The 23,163-nt window shown below is 62.3% G+C and carries 18 protein-coding genes; 11 read left to right on the top strand and 7 right to left on the bottom strand.

Annotated elements, in window-relative coordinates; genetic code table 11:
- Window positions 1-2 precede the first annotated feature (2 nt).
- The 6 genes from AB7M33_RS04420 (at window position 3) to AB7M33_RS04395 (ending at window position 6,597) form a co-directional block, all read left to right on the top strand.
- Complete coding sequence (locus tag AB7M33_RS04420; RefSeq protein WP_027595552.1) at window positions 3-644, top strand: tetratricopeptide repeat protein; 642 nt, start codon at window positions 3-5, stop codon at window positions 642-644.
- 1 nt (window position 645) lies between these two features.
- Window positions 646-1,788, top strand: coding sequence for an outer membrane protein assembly factor BamB (bamB, locus tag AB7M33_RS04415; protein WP_027595553.1), 1,143 nt, complete (start codon window positions 646-648; stop codon window positions 1,786-1,788).
- Window positions 1,789-1,905: 117 nt separating this feature from the next.
- The gene (der, locus tag AB7M33_RS04410) at window positions 1,906-3,369 is read left to right on the top strand and encodes a ribosome biogenesis GTPase Der (protein ID WP_454242495.1); all 1,464 of its coding nucleotides are present in this window, start codon (window positions 1,906-1,908) and stop codon (window positions 3,367-3,369) included.
- 148 nt (window positions 3,370-3,517) lie between these two features.
- The gene (locus tag AB7M33_RS04405) at window positions 3,518-4,471 is read left to right on the top strand and encodes an RHS repeat-associated core domain-containing protein (RefSeq protein WP_454242494.1); all 954 of its coding nucleotides are present in this window, start codon (window positions 3,518-3,520) and stop codon (window positions 4,469-4,471) included.
- A gap of 198 nt (window positions 4,472-4,669) precedes the next feature.
- Window positions 4,670-5,818 carry a pyridoxal phosphate-dependent aminotransferase gene (locus tag AB7M33_RS04400; RefSeq protein WP_099452965.1) on the top strand — a complete coding sequence of 383 codons (1,149 nt, stop codon included), beginning with the start codon at window positions 4,670-4,672 and terminating at the stop codon, window positions 5,816-5,818.
- A complete protein-coding gene (locus tag AB7M33_RS04395) occupies window positions 5,806-6,597 on the top strand; it encodes an amidohydrolase (protein WP_454242493.1) in 792 nt (263 codons plus the stop codon). Before AB7M33_RS04400 ends, AB7M33_RS04395 begins: the two co-directional genes overlap by 13 nt.
- Before the next feature lie 113 nt (window positions 6,598-6,710).
- Here the strand turns inward: AB7M33_RS04395 and AB7M33_RS04390 are convergent, their stop codons facing one another.
- Both AB7M33_RS04390 and AB7M33_RS04385 read right to left on the bottom strand, forming a co-directional pair.
- Window positions 6,711-9,266: a PepSY domain-containing protein gene (locus AB7M33_RS04390; RefSeq protein WP_454242492.1), complete on the bottom strand. Its 2,556-nt coding sequence runs from the start codon at window positions 9,264-9,266 to the stop codon at window positions 6,711-6,713.
- 260 nt (window positions 9,267-9,526) lie between these two features.
- Window positions 9,527-11,833, bottom strand: coding sequence for a TonB-dependent receptor (locus AB7M33_RS04385; RefSeq protein ID WP_454242491.1), 2,307 nt, complete (start codon window positions 11,831-11,833; stop codon window positions 9,527-9,529).
- Between the two features lie 221 nt (window positions 11,834-12,054).
- Between AB7M33_RS04385 and AB7M33_RS04380 the strand changes: the two genes are divergently transcribed.
- Both AB7M33_RS04380 and AB7M33_RS04375 read left to right on the top strand, forming a co-directional pair.
- Window positions 12,055-12,735: a Fe2+-dependent dioxygenase gene (locus tag AB7M33_RS04380; protein ID WP_027595559.1), complete on the top strand. Its 681-nt coding sequence runs from the start codon at window positions 12,055-12,057 to the stop codon at window positions 12,733-12,735.
- 3 nt (window positions 12,736-12,738) lie between these two features.
- A complete protein-coding gene (locus AB7M33_RS04375) occupies window positions 12,739-13,488 on the top strand; it encodes a tetratricopeptide repeat protein (RefSeq protein WP_454242490.1) in 750 nt (249 codons plus the stop codon).
- 154 nt (window positions 13,489-13,642) lie between these two features.
- On the opposite strand, the gene AB7M33_RS04370 is transcribed toward AB7M33_RS04375, so the two are convergent.
- Window positions 13,643-14,806, bottom strand: coding sequence for a type III PLP-dependent enzyme (locus tag AB7M33_RS04370; protein WP_027595561.1), 1,164 nt, complete (start codon window positions 14,804-14,806; stop codon window positions 13,643-13,645).
- 505 nt (window positions 14,807-15,311) lie between these two features.
- Here AB7M33_RS04370 and AB7M33_RS04365 point away from each other — a divergent pair.
- The 3 genes from AB7M33_RS04365 to AB7M33_RS04355 all read left to right on the top strand — a co-directional run bounded on the left by AB7M33_RS04365 (window position 15,312) and on the right by AB7M33_RS04355 (window position 19,312).
- On the top strand, window positions 15,312-15,794 hold the full coding sequence (locus AB7M33_RS04365) for a sigma-70 family RNA polymerase sigma factor (RefSeq protein ID WP_027595562.1): 483 nt from the start codon (window positions 15,312-15,314) through the stop codon (window positions 15,792-15,794).
- A gap of 17 nt (window positions 15,795-15,811) precedes the next feature.
- Window positions 15,812-16,774, top strand: a complete 963-nt coding sequence (locus AB7M33_RS04360) for a FecR family protein (RefSeq protein ID WP_454242489.1) — start codon at window positions 15,812-15,814, stop codon at window positions 16,772-16,774.
- Between the two features lie 108 nt (window positions 16,775-16,882).
- The gene (locus AB7M33_RS04355; RefSeq protein WP_099428378.1) at window positions 16,883-19,312 is read left to right on the top strand and encodes a TonB-dependent siderophore receptor; all 2,430 of its coding nucleotides are present in this window, start codon (window positions 16,883-16,885) and stop codon (window positions 19,310-19,312) included.
- 96 nt (window positions 19,313-19,408) lie between these two features.
- Here AB7M33_RS04355 and AB7M33_RS04350 read toward each other — a convergent pair whose 3' ends face one another.
- The 4 genes from AB7M33_RS04350 to AB7M33_RS04335 are packed head-to-tail and all read right to left on the bottom strand — an operon-like array spanning window position 19,409 to window position 22,851.
- Window positions 19,409-20,566, bottom strand: a complete 1,158-nt coding sequence (locus AB7M33_RS04350; protein WP_027595565.1) for an osmoprotectant ABC transporter ATP-binding protein OsmV — start codon at window positions 20,564-20,566, stop codon at window positions 19,409-19,411.
- The gene (locus tag AB7M33_RS04345; protein WP_008090677.1) at window positions 20,563-21,216 is read right to left on the bottom strand and encodes an ABC transporter permease; all 654 of its coding nucleotides are present in this window, start codon (window positions 21,214-21,216) and stop codon (window positions 20,563-20,565) included. Before AB7M33_RS04345 ends, AB7M33_RS04350 begins: the two co-directional genes overlap by 4 nt.
- A complete protein-coding gene (locus tag AB7M33_RS04340) occupies window positions 21,213-22,124 on the bottom strand; it encodes a glycine betaine ABC transporter substrate-binding protein (protein ID WP_265970354.1) in 912 nt (303 codons plus the stop codon). Before AB7M33_RS04340 ends, AB7M33_RS04345 begins: the two co-directional genes overlap by 4 nt.
- Window positions 22,125-22,137: 13 nt before the next feature.
- The gene (locus AB7M33_RS04335) at window positions 22,138-22,851 is read right to left on the bottom strand and encodes an ABC transporter permease (protein ID WP_027595567.1); all 714 of its coding nucleotides are present in this window, start codon (window positions 22,849-22,851) and stop codon (window positions 22,138-22,140) included.
- Window positions 22,852-23,163 lie beyond the last annotated feature (312 nt).

Genomic DNA, 23,163 nt, shown 5'->3' with positions numbered 1-23,163 from the left:
GGGTGTCGAGTACCGATGATGATGACCTGGCAGGGGTCAAGGACTGGTGGAACCGCAACGGCAAGCCGCTGCTGACGGGCGCGTTGCTGGCCGGTGTGGTGGTACTGGGCTGGAATACCTGGCACAAGTACCAGAACAACCAGTCGCAAGGTGCCTCGCAGCTGTACCAGGCTTTGCTTGAAACCAGCCTGACGCCGAGTGGCCAGCCTGACGCAACCAAGGTCGCGGAACTGGCCGGCAAGCTCAAGAGCGAGTTCGGTGGTACCGCCTACGCCCAGTACGGCAGCCTGTTCGTGGCCAAGGTCGCGGTCGAGAGCGGCAAGCTCGACGACGCCGCTGCCGAGCTCAAAGCTGTGTTGGACAAGCCAGCCGATGCCACCCTGGGCGAGATCTCGCGCCAGCGCCTGGCCCGGGTACTGGCTGCCCAGGACAAGGCCGAAGAGGCACTCAAGCTGCTCGACGGCGACGCCGACAAGGCGTTCCTGGCCAGCCGCGAAGAATTGAAGGGTGACCTGCTGGTGCAGCTGGGTCGCGCCGACGATGCTCACAGCGCTTATGAGAAAGCCAAGGCCTCGCTGTCGGATGAAGCAGCGGTCGGTGGCCTGCAACTGAAGCTGGATGACTTGGCCAAAGGGGACGCGTGACGTGATCGGTTGGAAACAAGCAGCAGTGCTGACCCTGGCCGTACTGGCCGCGGGTTGCAGCAGCAACAGCAAGAAGGAACTGCCCCCGGCCGAGCTGACCAAGTTCACCGAGGAAGTGGTACTGAAGAAGCAGTGGAGCCGCTCGATCGGTGACGGCCAGGGCGAGACGTACAACACCCTGGTACCGGCCATCGAAAACGACCGTATCTACGCCTCCGACGTCAACGGCGAAGTCTTCGCCCTCGACCGTATCACCGGCGACGTGGTGTGGAAAAAAGACCTGGACCTGCAAGTGTCGGGCGCTGTCGGCGTGGGTTACGGGCTGGTCATGCTCGGCACCCTCAAAGGCGAAGTCATCGCGCTGGACTCCAGCACCGGTGAAGAGCGCTGGCGTTCGCGCGTGACCAGTGAAGTGCTGGCACCGCCCGCCAACAACGGCGACGTGGTGGTAGTGCAGACCCAGGACGACCGCCTGATCGGCCTCGATGCCGCGACCGGCGACCGCCGCTGGATCTACGAAAACACCCCGGCCGTACTGACCCTGCGCGGCACCGGTGCACCGATCGCGACCAACCGCCTGGCGGTTGCCGGTCTGTCCACCGGTAAAGTGATCGCGGTGGATATCAACAACGGCGTGCCAGTGTGGGAGAGCCGTGTGGCCATCCCGCAGGGGCGTTCCGAGTTGGACCGCGTGGTAGATATCGACGGCGGCCTGCTGCTGTCCGGTGGTACCCTGTACGTCAGCACCTACCAGGGCCGCGTAGCGGGCCTGGACCTGGAAAGCGGCCGCGTGCTGTGGCAGCGTGATGCGTCCAGCTACGTGGGTGTCGCCCAGGGTTACGGTAACGTCTATGTCAGCGAAGCCTCGGGTACCGTTGAAAGCGTCGACGAGCGCTCTTCCAGCGCCCTGTGGACCAACGATTCCATGGCTCGCCGTCAGCTGTCGGCACCGGAAGTGTTCTCCAGCTACGTGGCTGTCGGGGACTTCGAGGGTTACCTGCACCTGCTCAGCCAGGTCGATGGTCGCTTCGTCGGCCGTGAACGAATCGACAGCGATGGCCTGCGCGCCCGGCCCCTGGTGGTCGGCGACACCATCTACGTCTTCGGCAACAGCGGCAAGCTCGAGGCACTGACCGTCCGCTGAAGCTAAGCTCAAGACCGCCAACGGTCTTGAGCCGCGGTGTAGGAAACGCCGCACAAACTCCGGCCGCTGCCTTGCAGCGGCCTTTGCATTTTCAAGAATTCAAGAGTGGAGAGCCGCATGGTTCCCGTAATCGCCCTGGTGGGACGGCCGAACGTCGGCAAATCCACCATGTTCAACCGCCTGACCAAGACCCGCGATGCCATCGTCGGTGACCTGTCGGGCCTGACCCGTGACCGCCAGTATGGTGATGCCTCCTGGCAGGGTCGTTCTTTCATCCTGATCGACACCGGCGGTATCACCGGTGACGAAGTGGGCATGGACGAGAAAATGGCCGAGCAGTCGCTCATGGCCATCGAAGAAGCCGACTATGTGCTGTTCCTGGTCGATGCCCGTGCGGGCATGACCGCAGCCGACCAGATGATTGCCGAGCACCTGCGCAAGCGGAACAAGTCGGCGATTCTGGTTGCCAACAAGATCGACAACATCGACCCCGACGTTGCGCGCGCCGAGTTCTCGCCGATGGGCATGGGCAACGCCATTCCGGTAGCGGGCTCCCAGGGCCGTGGTATCAACGCCCTGCTGGAAGCCGTGCTCGGCCACCTGCCGCGTGATGCCGAGGACGAAGCCCTCGACCAAGACGTTGCCGAAGGCGAGGAAGCCGCGCGCATTCCTGGCCCAAGCGAAAAAGATGGCATCAAGATCGCCATCATCGGCCGCCCGAACGTCGGCAAGTCGACCCTGGTCAACCGCATGCTCGGCGAAGAGCGCGTGGTGGTCTACGACGAGCCGGGCACCACCCGAGACAGTATCTACATCCCGTTCGAGCGCGATGGCGACAAGTACACCTTCATCGACACCGCCGGGGTGCGCAAGCGCGGCAAGATCCACGAGGAAGTCGAGAAGTTCTCGGTGGTCAAGACGCTGCAGGCGATCAAAGACGCCAACGTGGTCATCTTCGTCATGGATGCCCGCGAAGGTGTGGTCGACCACGACCTGAACCTGCTGGGCTTTGCCCTCGAGGCCGGCCGCGCCATCGTCATCGCCCTGAACAAGTGGGATGGCATGGAGCCGGGTGAGCGCGCCTACGTGAAGACCGAGCTGGAACGCCGGCTGTTCTTCGTCGATTTCGCCGACATCCACTTCATTTCCGCGCTTCACGGCACGGGCGTGGGCAACCTGTACAAGTCGGTACAGGCCGCGTTCACGTCGGCGGTCACCCGTTGGCCAACCAGCCGCCTGACGCAAATCCTCGAAGATGCGGTCAGCGAGCACCAGCCGCCGTTGGTCAATGGCCGCCGCATCAAGCTGCGTTATGCCCACCTGGGCGGTGCCAACCCGCCGCTGATCGTGATCCACGGCAACCAGACCGAGAGCATTCCCAAGTCGTACTCGCGTTACCTGGAAAACACCTACCGCCGCGTGCTGAAACTGGTCGGTACGCCGATCCGCATCGAGTACAAAGGTGGTGAGAACCCGTACGAGGGCAAGAAAAACACCCTCACCGATCGCCAGGTCAACAAGAAGCGCCGCTTGATGTCGCACCACAAGAAGGCCGAGAAGAAGCGCCGCGACAAGCGCTAAGCAACTCGAGATAACCGCACGGGCCGTCATACGGCCCGATTGCTCTCCTCCCTCCCAGACCTATCATTTCTGCCAGTTTCTGTTTTTAGGTGTTTAAGTACACTCCACTCATTGATGACATTGGGTTGTCTCAGTGTGGGAGAGCGCTATGAGAAGCACAGGGCATGAGCTTTTTTTCTACAAAGCTGGGAAACCTGCGAGCGTGCTAGGCGAGCAGCAGGCAACCACTTACTTGAGAGTGGATACAACGCTGCTGTCAGATTTGACTGGAGGTTCAGCCGCTTCACTATTGGCGGTTGAAAGTAGCGGCAGTGTCCTGCAGGACGGCCAATTAGATAATGCACAGGGTTTCAAATACACGCCTTATGGTCTAAGGTCTGCGGGTGATTCACGAGTGACTCGGGTGGGGTTTAATGGCGAGTACCTAATGCCTTCCCTTTCGGCGTACATGTTAGGTAATGGTTATCGCGCTTTTAACCCTGTGCTTATGCGCTTTCATTCACCCGATAGCTTTTCTCCGTTTCGAATTGTTAATGCCTATGCTTATTGTGGTGGTGATCCGATTAATAACTCGGATCCTGATGGGCATATGCTAAAAAAGCATCTCCTTAAGTATAAGGCGAATATTAAAGTTGTTAAGAACAACACAAGAGCATTTGATGTGGCTTTTAAAAGCGTAGCCGATTTGCCCACTAATATGCTTCTGTCGGATGCAGAGGCAGTAATAAAGCAGGCTCATAACCGAATTCAAAAGATCCATGCACAAGCCGAACAGTCCGTGGCGTGGATACTAAAGAAAACTGAGCCGCCTAATCCTAAGTATAGTGATAAGGTGAATCAAATGGTCGAAGTCTTGAGTGGGTTTGAGGACCGCTATACATCAGTTTTGAAACAAATGAACGATCTCGTTATACAGCGTTATGATGTATGGGCTGCCAGTGCAGCCAATCAAGTGGTGAAAAGAAAAATCCATGAGTTAACGGTTGATAGAATTACACTCATGCGAGGAGGAGAAGAAACTAGTAGAGGCGGCAGAACACTCGCCATGATTGAAAATGAACTCATTCGCCTTGAGAAACAGAAGGTTAACCCTGGCTCTTAATCCAAACTTGCCCACGCGCCCCATCAGGTGAATAAGGTGGGGCACGCAGCCTGTGGGCGCAGCTCATAGAAGACGTCTCTCCTACAGGCGCCTTGATCCAAAGCAATCCCCCTATTGTTTCAACCTTTTTCCTGACCGCTCGATCCGCTATGCTCGGACTCCACCCCGTGCCGGATAAACCCCAGGAAAGAGGGCTCCATGATCCGCAGCAAACTGCCGAATGTCGGCACGACCATCTTCACCACCATGTCCCAGCTCGCCGTGCAGACCGGTGCGCTCAACCTTTCCCAAGGCTTCCCCGACTTCAACGGCCCGCAGGCGTTGCTCGATGCAGTGGGCCGGCATGTGGCCGCCGGGCATAACCAGTACGCGCCAATGACTGGCCTGCCGGCCCTGCGCCAGCAGGTAGCGGCCAAGGTCGCACGGTTGTATGGCGCGCAGGTGGATGCCGATCACGAAGTGACCATCACCCCAGGTGCCACCGAGGCAATCTTTTGCGCCATTCAGGCGGTGATCCAGGCCGGTGACGAAGTCATCGTCTTCGACCCGTGCTATGACAGCTACGAGCCGTCGGTGGAGCTGGCCGGTGGCCGTTGTGTGCATGTGCAACTGAGCGACGGCGACTTCCGTATCGACTGGCAGCGGTTCAGCGATGCCCTCAGCCCGCGTACACGCATGGTCATCCTCAACTCGCCGCACAACCCCAGCGGCGCGCTGATCACCCGTGAAGACCTGGACCAGCTGGCGCAGCTGATCGCTGATCGCGATATCTACCTGGTCAGCGACGAAGTCTACGAGCACCTGGTGTATGACGGCGTACGCCACGCCAGCGTGCTGGCCCATGCCGAGCTCTATAGCCGTGCCTTCGTGGTCAGTTCGTTCGGCAAGACCTACCATGTGACCGGTTGGAAAACCGGCTACGTGATCGCCCCACCGGCCCTGAGCGCCGAGCTGCGCAAGGTGCACCAGTACGTCAATTTCTGCGGCGTCACGCCGTTGCAGTGCGCGCTGGCCGACTTCATGGCCGAGCACCCCGAGCACCTCGATGAACTGCCAGGCTTCTACCAGGCCAAGCGCGACCTGTTCTGCGATTTGCTCGAAGGTTCGCGCTTCAGTTTCCGCCGCACGGCCGGCACCTATTTCCAGCTGGTGGACTATTCGCAGATCCGCCCGGACCTGAACGATGTCGAGATGTCGTTGTGGCTGACCCGTGAGCACGGCGTGGCGACCATTCCGGTGTCGGTGTTCTACCAGCAACCCATCCCCGAGCAACGCCTGGTGCGCCTGTGCTTTGCCAAACGTGAGGAGACGCTGCGTCAGGCGGCGGAAAAACTATGCGCGATCTGAGTACACTGCCCGACCTGAAAATCGCCTTGGTGCAGACCACCCTGGCCTGGCACGACCGCGAGACCAATTATGCGCACTTCGAGGAACTGCTGAAACAAGTGGGTGAGGTGGACCTGGTGATCCTGCCAGAGATGTTCACCACCGGCTTCTCGATGGAGTCCGAAAGCCTGGCCGAGCCCGAGAACGGCCCGACCTACAAATGGCTCAAGGCCCAGGCGAAGAAGTACAACGCGGTGATCACCGGCAGCGTGATCATCCAGGCCGCCGATGGTAGCCACCGCAATCGCCTGCTGTGGGCGCGCCCGGACGGTGAGATCCTGCACTACGACAAGCGCCACCTGTTCCGCATGGCGGGCGAGCACAAGCATTACACCCCCGGTGAGCGTCAGGTGCAGTTCGAGATCAAGGGCTGGCGGGTGCGCCCGTTGATCTGCTACGACCTGCGCTTCCCGGTGTGGAGCCGTGATGCCCAGGACACCGACCTGTTGCTGTACACCGCCAACTGGCCGGCGGCGCGCCGCCAGCACTGGAACCGACTGCTGCCGGCGCGGGGCATCGAGAACCTGTGCTTTGTCGCGGCGGTGAACCGCGTGGGCACCGATGGCAAAGGCTTCGCCTATTCCGGTGACAGCCAGGTACTGGACTTCCAGGGCGAGAGCCTGCTCAGTGCTGGCGAAGCGGACGGGGTGTTCACGGTGGTGTTGAGAGCGGCGGAGCTGGCGGCATACCGGGCCAAGTTCCCGGCGAACCTGGATGCCGATACCTTCGAGCTGCACTAACAGCCTGCACTGGCCCTTTCGCAGCACAAGGCTGCTCCTACACGTTATGCGCTACACCTGTAGGAGCAGCCTTGTGCTGCGAAAGGGCCAGATGCCTTTACATCAATATCTGATCAGTACACATCCCGCCGATACCGCCCATCCTCGATCAGTTGCTGTACAACGGCTTCTCCAAGCATGCCCTTGAGCGCCGCATCAACGCCGGCCGCCATGCCCTGCAAGCTGCCGCAGACATACACACAGGCGCCATCCGCCACCCAGCGTTTGAACGCATCAGCCTGCTGCAGCAACACATCCTGCACATACACCTTCTCGGCCTGATCCCGCGAAAACGCCAGGTCCAGGCGTGCCAGGTCGCCGCTGTCGAGCCAGCCCTGCAGTTCATTGCCGCACAGCAGGTCATGCGCGCGGTTACGTTCACCGAACAGCAGCCAATTGCGTTGTTCGCCCGCGTTGACCCGCGCGCGCAGCAGGCTGCGCAGGCCAGCCAGGCCAGTACCGTTGCCGATCAGAATCATCGGCACCGGTGACTCGGGCAGGTGGAAGCCACTGTTGCGGCGCAGGCGCACGCTCAGCAGGCCATTCACCGGCAGGTACTCGGTCAGCCAACCAGACCCCAGCCCGAAATTGCCATCCGGGTGACGTTCCTGGCGCACGATCAATTCCAATACACCATCACTGGCGATCGAAGCGATGGAGTATTCACGCGTGCCGATCGGTACCAGCGCATCGACCAGCGCCTGTGCGTGCAAGCCCACTAGCTGATCGCGCCGGCTGGGCAACTGACGGCTGGCCAGCGCCTGGCCCAAGGTCTCGCTCAGGCCGTCGAGCTGCACGGGGGCGTTGGCATCCAGGCCCAGGCCGTCGAGGAAGGCGTCGACCCGCAGCTGAGCATTGCGCGGCAGGATTTCCACCAGGTCGCCGGCTTGCCAGCTGGCAGGCTCCTCGGGGCGCAGGCCGATCAGGTAGACCGGCAAGCCCTGGCTGCCCGGGTTCATCAACTCACGTTGCACCAGCGTCCAGTTGCCGAAACTCGGCGGCTGCCAGGCCGTAACCGGCTGGGCCCCCGTCAGCTGCGCCAGTGCCTGTTGCCATTGCTGCAGCGCCGCCTGGTCGGCGTTGTCCACCTCCACCGGGCTGAACGCTGTGCTGGCGCCGCGTTCACCCAACCAGGCCTGCAGGCGACGGGCAAAGCCGCAGAAGTGTGGGTATTGGCGGTCGCCCAGGGCGAGCACGGCATAGTGCAGGTTGTTCAACGCCCAGGGTTGGCCAAGCACCTTGCGCTCGAACGCGCGGGCGCTATCTGGCGCTTCGCCGTCGCCGAAGGTACTGACCACGAACAAGGCGCGGCGGGCCTGGCGCAGGTCATCCTCGCCCAGCTCGGCCAAGGCGCGGACTTGCACCGGCAGGCCAGCCGCCTGCAATTGCCCGGCACTTTGCCAAGCCAGCTGTTCGGCGAAGCCGCTCTGGCTGGCAAAGCCGATCAGCCAGCTGTCGCTGCCAGCCTGGGTGCTGTCGACGCCGCCTCGGGCAGCGCGAACCTGGCGTTTCTTGCGGCGGCGGTCAAGGTACAGCAGCCAGCCGGTGACGAAGAACAGCGGCATGGTCAGGCTGGCGAGGGTGACGATGATCCGGCCCGGCAAGCCGAAGTATTCGCCCACGTGCAGGGCGTAAACGCTCTGCAGCAACTGCGCCTTGAAGGATTTATCGGTGTAGCGGTCGTGGCTTTTCACCTGGCCGGTGGCCGGGTCGAGGACCAGCGTGTTGAACGCGCGCGGGTGCGCGGCATCGTCCAGCAGGTAGAACAGGTTGGCCGGCTGGCCACCCGCCGGTGGCAGGCGAAGGTTGTACATGGCCAGGCCCGGGCCTGCGGCCTCCTTGAGGTTGGCCCAGATGGCGTCGTAGTCGACCACCAGCGGCGGTGCGTTCTTGTCGACCTTCTGTGGCCCGTGGCGGCCACGGCCTTCGCCGCGTTTTTGCTGCTGGCCCGCTGCCGGCGCATCGGCCAGCAGCTTGTTCAGACCCTCGCGATACCATTCATAGGACCAGAACAGGCCGGTGAGGGCGAACAGCAGATAGAACAGCAGGCACCAGGTACCGGCCACGGCATGCAGGTCCCAGTTGAAGGCGCGGCCTTTCTTGGCCCACTCGAAGGTCAGCCAGACCCGCCAGTTGAGCGCCTTGCGCGGCCAGCGCAGGTACAGGCCGGAGAGGCAGAAGAAGATCAGCATCAGGGTGCAGGCACCGGTGATCTGCCGGCCGCTGTCGCCCATGGCCAGGAACCGGTGCAGGTTGAGCATCAGGTTGAAGAAGTCCTGCCCGGCCACTTCACCCTTGAGCTCGCCCGTGTACGGGTCGGCATAACGCAGCTCGCCACGGCGCTGGCCCGGCGGCGGGGTGAAGAAGATCCGCGCAGCATTGCCTTCGTGCAGGTCCACCCACAGCATCGCGACCTTGTCGCCTCGCGCGGCCTCGGCCCGCTGCACCAGTTCGGCGGGCGGCAACATGCCCTCGGGGCGTACTTCGACCTTCAGCACATCGGCATTGAAGGCCCGCAGCAGTTCTTCCTGAAACGACCAGATCGCCCCGGTGATGCCCATCAAGGCCAGCACCAGGCCAGCGGTGATGCCAAAGAACCAGTGCAATTGGAACAGCGTCTTCTTCACCACATCGATCACCTTGTGTAGCTGCCGCAAACTGCGCGGCGTGCATTATGCCTTGATACGCAAAAGCCCCGCTCAATGAACGGGGCAGGGGTGGGTGTTGTTTACCGGTTGTATGTAGCCTGTGCCGGCCTCTTCGCGGCTAAAGCCGCTCCCACAGGGACACCACGAAACTCGAGGTCAGTGGAATACCTGTGGGAGCGGCTTTAGCCGCGAAAGGGCCGGCACAGGCACAGCCCATTCAACAGATCAACCCAATCCCGACATCAGAAGTGAACGCTGGTGGTCAACAGAGCAGTCCGCCCAGCCGCCTGGTTGGCGAAGTGGGTGGAGAACGCCTTGTCGTAGTACACCTCGTTGGTCAGGTTCTGCACGTTCAGCTGCAGGTCGACGTTCTTGGTCAGCTTGTAGGCGGCCATGGCGTCGTAGCGCACGTAGCTGTCGACCATGGTGGTGTTGGCCACACTGCCGTACACGTCATCCACATAGAACGCGCCACCCCCGACGGTCAGCTTCGGCGTGATCGAGTACGTGGTCCACAGGCTGGCGCTGTTGTTTGGCGTGTTCGGCAGTTGGTTGCCATCGTTGGCCTTGCCCAGCGGGCCGCCATCGATCTGGCGCGCCTGCATGTAGGTGTAGCCGGCAAAGACCTGCCACTTGTCAGTGAGCTTGCCGCTGGCCGACAGCTCGATACCCTGCACGCGGGTTTCGCCGACGTTTTCGTAGGTGGTGGTGTCCACCTGAACGCGGGCGTTTTCCTTCTCGGTGCGGAACAGCGCGGCGGCCAGGGACAGGCGCTGGTCGAGCAGGTCCCACTTGGTGCCGATCTCGTAGTTGGTGGTTTCTTCCGGCTCCATGTCGCTGCTCAGCAGGTTGCCGGCGCGGTCGCTGGTGTTGCCCAGTGGGTTGCCTTCGGTGCCCTCGCCGAGCATCGCGCCGGGTGGCGTCGCGGAGGTGGCGTAGGAGACATAGATGCTGCCGTTTTCGGCCGGTTTCCAGACCAGGCCCAGTTGGCCGGTGATGAACTCGCTGGTATCACGGCCCTTGGAGGCCACGCCCTTGGCGTTGACCACGGTGGCGCCAGCGGCATCGTAGGTGCGATACTGGGTATCGAAGTGGTCGTAGCGCAGGCCCATGTTCAGCAGCCAGTCAGGCGTCAGCTCCAAGGTGTCGAAGACGTACAGAGCACGGGTGTTGCTCTTGGTGTCGGTGCCAGCGTAGTTGCGCGAGATCGCGCCATTCCACGGATCATCCGGGTTCGGATTGCTCAACGAAGTGCAGTTGTAGCCGCTGTTGGCGCCGATCAGGCTCGGGTTGCACGTCGAGGCAGTGGAGCCCCCCGTGTTGGTATCAACGGTGTACGACGAACGCTTGCTCTCTTCCCGGCTCAGTTCGATGCCGGTGGAGAAGCTGTTCTTCATCCCACCCAAATAGAACTCACCAAACAGGTCGGTCTGGTTGGTGGTGGTGGCGGTGTTGCCAACGCGGCTGTTGGCGCGGCGCCAGAGGCTGCCGTTGTTGACGTTGCCCTTGCTGTCGTCAGGCTGGGTCAGGATGTAGTCCTGCATGCTGTTGCCGTGACGCAGGGTGTTCTTGATGGTCAGCGCGTCGGTCAGGTCGTGCTCGATCGCGAAGGTGGCGATGTCGACGCGGCTCTTGCGGAAGTCGCGGCCGGTGAGGCCATAGAAGTTGTCGCTGTCACCACCATCGTACGGTTTGCTCGGGTGCGCCGAGGTACGGGCGCCGCTACCACCGGTAGGAATGGTGTACGGGATGCCGGAATCCGGCAGGTCGTCGCTTTCCAGGTGGTAGTAGTCGAGGTTGACGCGGGTCGGGGTGCCCAGGCCGAAAGCCAGGGACGGAGCGATGCCCCAGCGGTCGTAGTTGACCTTGTCGCGGCCGGCGACGTTGCTCTCGTGGGTCATCAAGTTGAGACGACCGGCCACTGTGTCGCTGAACTGGTAGTTGCCATCGAAGGTGTAGCGTTGGGTCTGGTCACTGCCCCAGGTCCAGGCGCCATCCAGCGAGTTGCCCAGGTGCGCGCGCTTGCTCACCAGGTTGATGGTGCCGCCCGCGGCGCCACGGCCGCCGATGGCCGAGTTAGGGCCCTTGGCCACTTCCACCGACTCGATGGCGAAGATCTCGCGGGTTTGCGCGCCGGTATCGCGTACGCCGTCCAGGTAGGTGTCGCCCTGGGCGTCGAAGCCGCGGATGAATGGCCGGTCACCTTGCGGGTTGCCGCCTTCACCGGCACCAAAGGTGATGCCAGGTACCGTGCGCAGGGCGTCCTGCAGGCTGAGGGCGTTGGTGTCCTTGATGACCTGTTGCGGGATCACCGTGACCGAGCGTGGGGTGTCTACCAGCGGCGCGGTGTACTTCTGCGATGAGGCCTTCTCGACCTTGTAGTCGGTGCTGGCTTGTTCGGCCTTGCCGTTGACGCTGGTGGCGTCAAGGGTGACAGCGTTGTTGGCGGCAGGCTCGGCAGCGTAGGCGGTCGAAGCAGTGATGGCGACGCCGATGGCGGTCACGATCAGGCGTGGTGAACTCACAGCAGATGGCACGTAGTGACGCATTGGTAAGGACCTTCCCCAAGGTGATAAGGCGGCGGATCTTAATGTAAGCAATTGTGACTAACAATTGAGAGTCGTTACCATTCGTGAAGAATTTACAATCTTTACAGTTTGCCCTTACGGTTTTCAGTGGCTGAAACGTCTTAAGCGGCGAATGGGGCTTGTAGTATGTAAAAGGGAATCAATATCATTGACGCCTTTACATTTGCCCAGGTGCCGCCGCCATGCTGCTTCACATACCCGGCCTGTTCGATGCCGACGAACTCACGCGTATCCGCGAGGCGCTGGAGCAGGCTGATTGGGCCGATGGCAAGGTCACTGCCGGGTATCAATCGGCCAAGGCCAAGCACAACCTGCAGTTGCCTGAAGGCCACCCGCTGGCGAAGGAGCTGGGCAGCGCGCTGATCGACCGCCTGTGGAACACGCCGCGCTTCATGTCAGCAGCGCTGCCGCACAAGGTGTTTCCACCGCTGATCAACTGCTACCGCGAAGGCGGCAACTTCGGCTTCCACATCGACAATGCGCTGCGCCAGCCCAAGGGCAGCCCGGAGCGCGTGCGTACCGACCTGTCCTCGACGCTGTTCCTCAGCGACCCGGACAGCTACGACGGCGGCGAACTGGTGATTCAGGACACTTACGGCGTGCAGCAGGTCAAGTTGGCAGCTGGCGACCTGGTGCTGTACCCCGGCACCAGCCTGCACAAGGTCAACCCGGTGACCCGCGGCCAGCGTTATGCGGCGTTTTTCTGGACGCAGAGCCTGGTGCGCGAGGACAGCCAGCGTGCGCTGCTGTTCGAGATGGACAATGCCATCCAGCAACTCACCGCCGATGTGCCCGATCACCCATCGCTGCTGCAGTTGACGGGGACTTACCACAACCTGCTGCGCCGCTGGGCTGAGGTCTGAACCGTGTCATACCCGTTGCGTCGTGAAGAAGTGGTGGATGTTGCAGGGCTCAAGGCCATGCTCGAAGACAGCCCCGGCAAGGCGGCCCAGGCGATCCTGGCAGCAGCGGGGGAGGGGGTGGTTGAGGCGCAGTTGCTGCTGGGGCAGATTCTGCTCGATGGGCGCGGTATCGAGCAGGATGTAGACCTGGCCCGGCGCTGGTTCGCCATTGCCACGGAGGGAGGCAGTGTCATGGCCTGCAACATGCTGGGGCGTTGCCTGGAGCATGGCTGGGGCGGTGAAGCCAGCCTGACGCAGGCGGCCATTCACTATGCCCGGGCGGCAGACGCCGGGCTGGACTGGGGCCTTTACAATTTGGGCAACCTGCTGGCCACCGGGCGCGGGGTGCCGGCCAATCAGGCTCAGGCCTTGGTCTGTTACGAGAAGGCCGCGCAGTTGGGGCATGCCAAGTCGATGAACCTGTACGGGCGTTACCTGGAGCAGGGCATTGCCACGGCGCCAAGCCCGGCGCGGGCGGTGCGCTGGTATCGGCGTTCGGCCGAGGCGGGGGACTTTCGCGGGATGTTCAGTTTGGCGATGGTGCTGGTCGAGCGGGGGCAACTGACTGAAGCCGGGCCTTGGCTGGAGCGGGCGCGGGTTGAGGGGAATGTGAATTTCTTGCGCAGTGCGGTGGCTACATTGCACGGGGCTGGGCCGTTGCTGGCGGGGTATGCAGCAGGGTATGCCGAGGAACTCGAACAGCGCGGGGAATGATGTCTAGACTGCTGGCCTCTTCGCGGGGCAAGCCCGCTCCCACAAGTTATCTATTGCCTGTGGCACATCAGGGTCCTGTGGGAGCGGGCTTGCCCCGCGAAGAGGCCAGCACTGACGCACACATGAAAACGGGGCCTTGCGGCCCCGTTGTTCATTACAGGTAGTAGGCCTTCAGCGGCGGGAAGCCGTTGAATTCCACCGCGCTGTAGCTGGTGGTGTAGGCACCGGTCGACAGCCAGTACAGGCGGTCACCGATCGCCAGGTTCAGCGGCAGGCCGTACTTGTAGTGCTCGTACATGATGTCGGCGCTGTCGCACGTCGGGCCGGCGATGACCACTTCTTCCATCTCGCCTTTCTTCTCGGTCCAGATCGGGAACTTGATGGACTCGTCCATGGTTTCGATCAGGCCGGAGAACTTGCCCACGTCGGTGTACACCCAGCGCTCGACCGCGGTGCGCGACTTGCGCGCCACCAGCACCACTTCGCTGACCAGGATGCCGGCGTTGGCGATCAGCGAACGGCCTGGCTCGAGGATGATTTCCGGCAGGTCGTCACCGAAGTCTTCCTTCAGGAAGCGGATGATTTCTTCGGCGTAGGTTTCGAGGCTGTTGGTACGGGTGATGTAGTTGGCCGGGAAGCCGCCACCCATGTTGATCAGCTTCAGTTCGATGCCGTCTTCTTCTTTCAGGCGTTCGAAGATCACCTTGACCTTGGCGATGGCAGCGTCCCAGACGCTGATGTCGCGCTGCTGCGATCCCACGTGGAAGGAAATGCCGTAGGGCACCAGGCCCAGGTCGCGGGCGAGGATCAGCAGGTCCATGGCCATGTCGGTCTGGCAGCCGAATTTGCGCGACAGCGGCCAGTCGGCAGTGGTCGAGCCTTCGGTGAGGATACGCACGTAAACCTTGGAGCCCGGTGCGGCCTTGGCGATGTTGCGCAGGTCGGCTTCCGAGTCGGTGGCATACAGGCGCACGCCCTTCTCGTAGAAGTAGCGGATGTCCTTGGACTTCTTGATGGTGTTGCCGTAGCTGATGCGGTCGGCGCTGACGCCACGGTCCATCACTTTGTCCAGCTCGTAGATCGAGGCGATGTCGAAGCTCGAACCTTTTTCTTTGAGCAGGTCGATGATCTCGACCGCCGGGTTGGCCTTGACCGCGTAGTAGACCTTGGCGAATTCGAAACCGGCGCGCAGGTCGTCATAGGCCTGGCTGATCATCTGGGTATCGATGAGTACGAACGGGGTTTCCTGCTTGTCGGCGAACGCCTTCATTTTCTGGAAGGTGTCACGCGCGAAATAGTCTTCGACCTGGATCGACATGCTCAGGGACTCCATGGGCAAACTGAAAAGATAAGTGGCTGCAAACTGAACGTCCTCCGTATCCCCACTTTGGTTCGCCTACTCAGTACTTGAGCCGGATGGATCGTTTCCAGCATGGACGTTCGGCGCGCACTTTAGGACGTGAAGAATGCAAGATCAACAGGCAATCCGGGCGTGTTCGTCGCGGATCGACGACCTGCCATTTGAATAACCGACTCATGTGACCGGCAGATGTTCCCCTGGGGTTCGCAAGCGTAAAAAATTGTGGAATAGACCGTGTTGTCCCTTTCGCGGGTAAACCCGCTCCCACAGGGATTACGCTATTCCTGTGGGAGCGGGTTTACCCGCGAAGGGGCCGGTGGTGTTCATATTTATGGCCACGATTTGCTGGCACTTCCGTCCATGAAATCCGCAAAAATTTTTTGTTACCGACTGGCGGATTTGCCGGTTTTGATGAGAAACATTACTATTCGCACCCTTGTCTGCCTCCCTGACGACCCCCACCGTGTCCGCACACAAAGGCTTCCTCGACCACTACCATGAGCTGATCGGCACCTGGACGCGCAAGCTGCGCAGTCGCCAGCAGGCCGAGGACCTCACGCACGATGCCTTCGTCAGGGTTCTGGAGAACCCCCGCGAGCAGGTCGAGCAGCCGCGCGCTTACCTGCACCAGACGGCGCGCAACATTGCGGTGGATGGTTTTCGCCGCGAGGATCGGCGCCAGGCGCTGGAAGTGTTCGATGAAAGCAGCACAAGCAGCAGCGGCGACCCCGAAGCCTATGTGCACGCCCTGGAGCTGGCCGACAGCGTCGAACGGGCGCTGGCCGAATTGCCCCTCAACTGCCGCCGGGTGTTCATCTGGCAGAAGCTCGAAGGCCTGACCCAGGCCGAGATCGCTCAGCGCATGGGCTTGAGCAAGAACATGGTCGAAAAGTATATGATCCGCACGCTCCGACACCTGCGTGAACACCTGGATGTGTCGGGATGATGAGTCAGGAGACCTCGATGAAACAGCACGGCACCGACACCGTCCGCGAGCAGGCGGCCGAATGGTTCGCCCGCGTGCAGGACGCGCCGCGGGATGCCGAGCTGCAGGCGCGCTTGCACACCTGGTTGGCAGTGGACCCGCGCCATCGCGATGAATTCGAGCAGCTTGCCAGCCTGTGGCGTGCCGCCGACTTCATTCCACGCCAGCGCCTCGAGGCGCTGTGCCAACCAGAGCCCGTGCATCAACTGCCACGGCGGCGCCTGGTACGCCAGGCACTGGCGGCCGGGGTGGCGGTGGTTGCCCTGGGGGTGGCCTGGAGTGGCTGGCAGTACCAGCGCCTCAACCACCAGGGCCAGCTGCAGACCGCCTTTGCCGAACGTCGGCAGGTCGAGTTGCCGGATGGGTCGCAGCTGACGCTGAACGGCGGCACGCAACTGCAGGTCGATTTCAGCGCCGGGCGTCGGCGCATCCAGCTGAATGCCGGCGAGGCCATGTTCATCGTGGCCCACGACAGCAGCCGGCCGTTTGTGGTCGACACCGCCCAAGGCAGCGTGACCGTCACCGGCACCCGCTTCGATGTGCGCCTGGACCCGGCCGCCACCCGTGTGGCGGTGGAGCAGGGTTCGGTGCGTGTGCAGGGCAAAGATGCCTCACAGGCGCAACTGACGGCCGGCCTGGGCGCGCATATAGATGCACAAGGCAAGGTGACGCCTCCCTTCGCGGTCAATACCGCTGCGCTCACCGCCTGGCGCCAGGGCAAGCTGGTGTTCGACAACGCCACCCTGGCCGAGGTGGTGGCCGAAGTGTCGCGCTACCGCACCGAGCCGCTGCGCGTTGCCCCCGGCAAGGTGGCGCAGTTGCGCCTGTCCAGCACCTTCAGCAGCGACGACACCGATGCCTTGTTGCGCGCCTTGCCGAGCATTCTGCCGGTGGCTATCAAAGCCCATGAAGACGGTTCTCGCGAAATAATCGCGAAATAGATTCAGGTTTTTTTCAGCCCGTTCGTCTTCCTCGCCAGCTGCAACTGCCAAGCATTTCCATTTGCATGCGGTTGGCGTTTATCCCGAACTTCAGGATGTCTTGACGACGTGAACAACAACAAGCCTTTCCCACGCGTGCGCGCCCTGGCGCTGGCCCTTGCGGTCAGTGCCGTGGCCGTCAACAGCCAGGCCGAGCAGGCCGGCACTGCCATTCAGATCCAGGCGCAACCGCTGGCTTCGGCGCTGAGCCAGCTGGGCCAACAAACCAACCTGCAGCTGTTCTACAGCCCGGAACTCGTGGCCGGTAAACAGGCCCCGGCAGTGTCCGGCAACCTGGCGCCGGTGCAGGCGCTGCAACAGTTGCTGCAAGGCAGCGGGCTGACGTTCGAGGTGTCGCAGGACACCGTGGTGGTCAAGCCACTGCCCACCACGCTCGACCTGGGCAGCGGTAGCCTGGAGCTGGCGCCCACCGACATCAAGGTTGTCGGCGACTGGTTGGGCGATGCTGACCAGGCCGTGGTCCAGAACCACCCAGGCGCGCGCACCGTGGTGCGGCGTGAGGCCATGGTGGAGAAGGGCGCGATGAACGTGCGCGACGTGCTGCGCGGTATCCCCGGCGTACAGGTGCAGGATTCCAACGGCACCGGTGGCAGCGACCTTTCACTGAACGTTGGCGTGCGCGGCCTGACCTCGCGTTTGTCACCACGCTCGACCGTGTTGATCGATGGCATCCCGGCTGCCTTCGCCCCCTATGGCCAGCCGCAGTTGTCGATGGCGCCGATCTCTTCGGGCAACCTCGACAGCATCGACGTGGTGCGCGGTGCCGGCTCTGTGCGCTATGGCCCGCAGAACGTCGGTGGGGTGATCAACTTCGTCACCCGGGCAATCCCGGAGCAGGCCTCGGCACAACTTTCCACCACCCTGGAAACCTCGCAGCACGGCGGCTGGAAGCACACCGAATCGGCCTTCGTCGGCGGCACCGCCGACAACGGCATGGGCGTTGCGCTGTTGTACACCGGGGTGAACGGCAACGGCTACCGCGAGAGCAACAACGGCAACGACATCGACGACGTCATCCTCAAGACCCACTGGGCGCCGACCGACGTCGACGAGTTCTGGCTCAACTTCCACTACTACGATGGCCGTGCCGACATGCCCGGTGGCCTGACCCAGGCTCAGTACGACAGCAACCCGTACCAGTCGCTGCGTGACTACGACTACTTTGCCGGCCGGCGCAAGGACGTGTCGTTCAAGTGGCAGCGCCAGCTCGACGACGCCACCCAGTTCGAAGTGCTGACCTACTACACCGACAGTTTTCGCGGCAGTGCCATCGCCTCGCGTGACATGAAGACCCTGTCCTCGTACCCGCGCAACTACCATACCTTCGCCATCGAGCCGCGGGTGTCGCGGATCTTCTTCGCCGGCCCGACCACCCAGGAAGTCAGTGTTGGCTATCGCTACCTGAAAGAAGCCATGCGCGAGCAGTCGACCCGCCTGGCGCTGATCGACAACGTACCGACGTCGACCCCGACCTCCGATGGCCACGTGTTCCAAGACCGCAGCGGCGGCACCGAAGCCAGCGCCTACTACATCGATGACAAGATCGACGTCGGCAACTGGACTATCACCCCGGGCGTGCGTTTCGAGCACATCAACACCGACTGGCGCGACCGCCCGGTGCTGGACGCCAACAACCGCCCGGTGGCGGAGAAAAAGCGCAGCATCACCAGCAACGAGCCGCTGCCGGCGCTGAGTGTGATGTACCACCTCTCCGATGCCTGGAAGGTGTTCGCCAACTACGAGACCTCGTTCGGCAGCTTGCAGTACTTCCAGCTGGGCCAAGGCGGCACCGGCAACAGCACGGCCAATGGCCTGGAGCCGGAAAAGGCCAAGACCTACGAGGTGGGTACGCGTTATGACAATGGCGGCTTCGCCGGTGAGCTGACAGCGTTCTACATCGACTTCGATGACGAGCTGCAGTACATCAGCAACGATGTCGGCTGGACCAACCTGGGCGCCACCAAGCACCAAGGGATCGAGGCGTCGGTGCGCTATGACCTGGCCGGGCTGGATGCACGGCTGGAGGGGCTGTCGGTCAATGGCGGCTATACCTATACCCGCGCGACCTACGAGGGGGAGATTCCTGGCTTCAAGGGCCGTGATCTGCCGTTCTATTCACGCCAGGTGGCCACTGCCGGCGTGCGTTACGCGGTCAACCACTGGACCTGGAACCTGGACGCCTACGCCCAATCCAAACAGCGCGCGCCGGGTACCGGTATCAATGCCGATGGCAGCTTCAATGGCGACTACATCACCGAGCCGAGCGCCGATGGGCAGTATGGCGACATTCCGGGCTACGTGACCTGGCATGCCCGCGGTGGGTACGACTTCGGGCCGAAGCTGTCCAACCTGACGCTGGCGGCGGGGGTGAAGAACCTGTTCGACAAGCAGTACTTCACCCGCTCCAGCGATAACAATGCGGGGATTTATGTGGGTGAGCCGCGGACGTTCTATGTGCAGGCCAGTGTAGGGTTCTGATGTAGCGTCGCCTGCTTCGCGGGTAAACCCGCTCCCACAGGAATTACGCAGGACCTGTGGGAGCGGGTTTACCCGCGAAGAGGCCAACTCATTTCTTCAGGAGACCACCGCCTCAGCCGGCGACACGATCGAAGTCTTCGCCCCCCGCGAGCGCCCCGAGCTCAGGTAAGCCGCAATCGACTCCTGCGTCACCTCGCCCAAAAACACCTGCTCGGCATCCAGCACCGGCAGCCACGCCCGATTGAACTCGTACATCCGTGACAGCAGGATGCGCAAGTGCTCATCGTGCGACGCCGTGGCGTTGAATTGGCGCAGGAAGTCGCCACAGGTCCCTTGCTGGCGGTGCATGTCGCGCCGGCGCACATAGCCCATCGCCTTGTTCTGCGCATCGGTCACTACCACATAGCGGCGGTCGTGCTCGTCCAGCAGCTCCAGCGCATCGCTCACCGGCGTCTCCGGGCTTACCGACGGTGCGTTGTCTGCCGCATCCTCGGCGCGCACCAGCAACAGGCGTTTCAATGTGCTGTCCTGGCCGACGAAGTTGCTGACAAAATCATCCACCGGGTGCGCCAGCAGGGTGTCCGGGTGGTCCAGCTGCAACAGCTTGCCGGCACGGAAGATGGCAATCTTGTCGCCCAGCTTGATCGCTTCGTCGATGTCATGGCTGACCATGATCACGGTCTTGTTCAGCGCCCGCTGCATCTCAAAGAACTCGTTCTGGATCATCTCGCGGTTGATCGGGTCGACCGCGCCGAACGGCTCGTCCATCAACAGCACCGGGGCCTCGGCCGCCAGGGCGCGGATCACGCCAATACGCTGCTGCTGGCCGCCGGACAGCTCGCGTGGGTAGCGCTGCAGGTACTGCTTGGGTTCGAGCTTGATCATGTGCATCAGCTCGCGGGCGCGGTCGTGGCACTTCTGCTTGTCCCAACCCAGCAGGCGCGGGACCACGGTGATGTTCTCTTCGATGGTCATGTTGGGGAACAGGCCGATCTGCTGGATCACGTAGCCGATGCGCCGGCGCAGGGTCACTTCGTCCAGCGCGCTGGTGTCTTCGCCATTGATGAACACTTGGCCCGAGGTGGGGGTGATCAGGCGGTTGATCATCTTCAGCGTGGTGCTCTTGCCGCAGCCCGAGGGGCCGAGGAACACGCAGATTTCGCCCTCGTTGACGGTGAGGTTGACCGCGTCGACGGCTTTGACGTCCTTGCCGTTGACGTTGAAGGTTTTGCTGAGGTTCTTGAGTTCGATCATGAGCGCAGTCCTTCTGGAGTCAGGGCACGTTGCAGGGTTTGCAGCAGCAGGTCGGCGATGATCGCCAGCAGGCTGACCAATACGGCGCCCACCAGCAGCATCGACATGTCGCTGCGGCTGATGGAGGTGAGGATGAGGACGCCCAGGCCGCCGGCACCGATGGTCGCGGCAATGGTCATCACGCCGATGTTCATCACCACGGCGGTGCGCACGCCGGCCAGGATCACCGGCACCGCGATGGGCAGCTCGACCATGCGCAAGCGCTGGCCGAAGGTCATGCCTATGCCGCGCGCGGCTTCACGGATGCCGGGCTCGACGTTGGTCAGCGCCAGGTAGGTGTTGCGCAGAATCGGCAGCAGTGAATAAAGGAACACGGCGGTGATCGCCGGCAGCGGGCCGAGGCCCTGGCCGAACTTGGAGTAGAACGGCAGCAGCAGGCCGAACAGGGCGATCGAGGGGATGGTCAGCAGCACCGTGGCACTGGCTTGCAGGGGGCCGGCGACGGCCGGGAAGCGAGTCATCAGGATGCCCAGTGGCACGCCGACGAGGATGGCCAGGCTGACGGCAATGCCGACCAACATGATGTGCTGCCAGGTCAATTGCAGGACCTGGGCCCAATCGAGGTGGGCGAAGGTGTCGAGCAGGCTCATGGCTGTACCTCCTTCAAGGGGTGTTCACGCAGGAAGGCTGCGGCCACGGCGGTCGGGTTCTGGTGTTCGACGTCGACCTTGGCGTTGAGCTGACGCATGGTGTCGTCGTCGAGCTGCTCGGCCAGCGGTTTGAGCAAGGCGGCCAGTTGCGGGTTGGCGTCGAGCACGGCTTTGCGTACGACAGGCGCAGCGGTGTAGTCAGGGAAATAGTGCTTGTCGTCTTCGAGCAACTTGAGGTCGAACGCGTTCAGGCGCCCGTCGGTGGTGTAGACCAGCCCGGCGAACACCTGGTTGTTGTGCATGGCGGTGTAAACCAGCCCCGCGTCCATCTGGCGGATGTTGGCCCTGCCGACTTGCAGGTCGTACATGGCTTTGAGGCCGACCAGGCCGTCCGGGCGATTGGCGAACTCGGTGTCCAGGGCTACCAGGTGGTTGCGTTTGCTTTCGTCACGTAGCACCTGGTTGAGGTCGCTGATCGTATTTACCTGCGGGTAGGCCTCGGCGACCTCTTTAGGCAGGCCAAGGGCATAGGTGTTGCTGAATTTCGACGGGGTCAGCCAGATCAGGTCTTTTTTTGCATCAAGCGCTTTGACCTTGGCGTAAGTGGCTTCGGCGTTTGGCATGCGTTCATCGATGTGGTTGTACGACACCAACGACACACCGGTGTACTCCCACATCAGGTCGAGCTGGCCGGTTTCCTGCGCCTGGCGTGCAATGCTGCTGCCAAGGCCGGTGGTCACGCGCACATCGAAGCCGTTGGCGCGCAGGTATTGGGCGGTGATTTCGGCAAGCACGGTCTGTTCGGTGAACACCCGCGCACCGATACGCACCAGCGGTTTGTCCGCTGCCTGGGCAACACCTGTAAACAGCAGGGCTGCGCCGAGCAGCAAGGCGATTCTCTTCTTCATACGTTCCCTCGTCTTATTGGGCCAGGCCACGTTCCAGCCAGCGCTTGCTGGAGAAGCTCACCAGGGCGTCGAGCAGCAATGCCAGCAGCGCCGTACACGCGGCGCCCAGCAGCAGCTGCGGCTGGTTGTTCAGGGCAATGCCAGGGAAAATCAGGCTGCCCAGGCTGTTGGCGCCAATCAGGAATGCCAGGGGTGCGGTGCCCACGTTCAGCGCCAGGGCTACACGCACACCGCCGACGATGATTGGCACGGCATTGGGCAGTTCCACCTGCCACAGTTGCTGGCGCGGGGTCATGCCGATGCCGGTGGCGGCTTCCTTGAGCGAGGCGGGGACGTTTTTCAGGCCTTCGTAAGTGTTGCGCACGATGGGCAGGAGGGAGGCGAGGAACAGCGCGAAGATCGCGGGCCCGGCGCCGATGCCCAGGATACTGAGCGCGATGGCCAGAACGGCCAGGGGGGGGATGGTGTTGCCAACGTTGAAGAACTGCATGAAGCGCTCGGCTTTGTCGACCCGGTGCGGTCGACTTAGCGCAATGCCAGCGGGGATGCCCACGGCCAACGCCGCCGCCATCGAAGCCAGCACCAGTATCAGGTGCGCTTGCAGGTAGAACCCAAGATCGTCGCGGTAACGCGCGATCGTGTCGATGCCGATCCAGTGGATCAGCAGGGCCAGGATGACGAGCACGGTGGCGCATCCCAACAGCCCTTTTCCGTAGCGTGTAGCCACAGGCGGACTCCTTGTGTTGTCGGCGAGCACACTCTTTTTTTGGCCGGCCATACCTGGCAGCGAGTGGTGTGTTCGCGAGTAGCAGCGTGAAGCAACCGAAGGCTGCGATCAGGCCATGAGCCGAACCCCGTCGGGCCCGAAAAAGCTGATGAAACCAGTCCCCAACCGAAGCGGGTTGCAGGGGAGTGGACGTCTCCGAGGGCGTAAAGGTTCCCATCTGAGGCGGCATTTGGCCAGTGTTAATCACTGGGAGAGGTGTTTTTTCATACGAGAAAACAACGTTATTCCTACGTAAAGGCGTTGGTTTACCTG

This window comes from Pseudomonas sp. Y3 TE3536 (genome assembly GCF_053629175.1).
This window is presented reverse-complemented; position numbering and strand designations above follow the sequence as displayed.

Coding starts and splice junctions, on each gene's coding strand:
- AB7M33_RS04395 (WP_454242493.1), top strand. CDS start 5,806: ATGCGCGATCTGAGTACACTGCCCGACCTGAAAATCGCCTTGGTGCAG.
- AB7M33_RS04340 (WP_265970354.1), bottom strand. CDS start 22,124: ATGAAGAAGAGAATCGCCTTGCTGCTCGGCGCAGCCCTGCTGTTTACA.
- AB7M33_RS04345 (WP_008090677.1), bottom strand. CDS start 21,216: ATGAGCCTGCTCGACACCTTCGCCCACCTCGATTGGGCCCAGGTCCTG.
- AB7M33_RS04360 (WP_454242489.1), top strand. CDS start 15,812: ATGAAACAGCACGGCACCGACACCGTCCGCGAGCAGGCGGCCGAATGG.
- AB7M33_RS04400 (WP_099452965.1), top strand. CDS start 4,670: ATGATCCGCAGCAAACTGCCGAATGTCGGCACGACCATCTTCACCACC.
- der (WP_454242495.1), top strand. CDS start 1,906: ATGGTTCCCGTAATCGCCCTGGTGGGACGGCCGAACGTCGGCAAATCC.
- AB7M33_RS04380 (WP_027595559.1), top strand. CDS start 12,055: ATGCTGCTTCACATACCCGGCCTGTTCGATGCCGACGAACTCACGCGT.
- AB7M33_RS04385 (WP_454242491.1), bottom strand. CDS start 11,833: ATGCGTCACTACGTGCCATCTGCTGTGAGTTCACCACGCCTGATCGTG.
- AB7M33_RS04405 (WP_454242494.1), top strand. CDS start 3,518: ATGAGAAGCACAGGGCATGAGCTTTTTTTCTACAAAGCTGGGAAACCT.
- AB7M33_RS04350 (WP_027595565.1), bottom strand. CDS start 20,566: ATGATCGAACTCAAGAACCTCAGCAAAACCTTCAACGTCAACGGCAAG.
- AB7M33_RS04370 (WP_027595561.1), bottom strand. CDS start 14,806: ATGTCGATCCAGGTCGAAGACTATTTCGCGCGTGACACCTTCCAGAAA.